This window comes from Cupriavidus sp. SIMBA_020 (assembly GCF_046535395.1).
Taxonomy (GTDB): domain Bacteria; phylum Pseudomonadota; class Gammaproteobacteria; order Burkholderiales; family Burkholderiaceae; genus Cupriavidus; species Cupriavidus campinensis.
The window spans coordinates 1-264 of record NZ_JAWRWU010000794.1; the positions used below are offsets into that span (position 1 = coordinate 1).

Consider the following 264-nt stretch of genomic DNA (forward strand, 5'->3'; position numbering starts at 1 on the left):
GCCCGTGTTGATGAACGCGTTCGTCGATGCCTGGAAGATGCGGCCCGCGCCGCCCGTGGCGAACAGCGTGGTCTTGCCTTCGAGAATGTAGACGTCGCCCGTTTCCATTTCGAGCGCGGTCACGCCCAGCACGTCGCCTTCGGCGTCGCGGATCAGATCCAGCGCCATCCATTCGACGAAGAACGTGGTCTTCGCGGCGACGTTCTGCTGATACAGCGTGTGCAGCAGCGCGTGACCGGTACGGTCCGCGGCCGCGCAGGCGCG

1 protein-coding gene is annotated in these 264 nt (G+C 65.9%); it reads right to left on the reverse strand.

Annotated features, from left to right (window positions below):
* Positions 1 to 264: FAD-binding protein (locus SB751_RS31535; RefSeq protein WP_410749215.1), on the reverse strand; the 264-nt coding region annotated here is incomplete at both ends.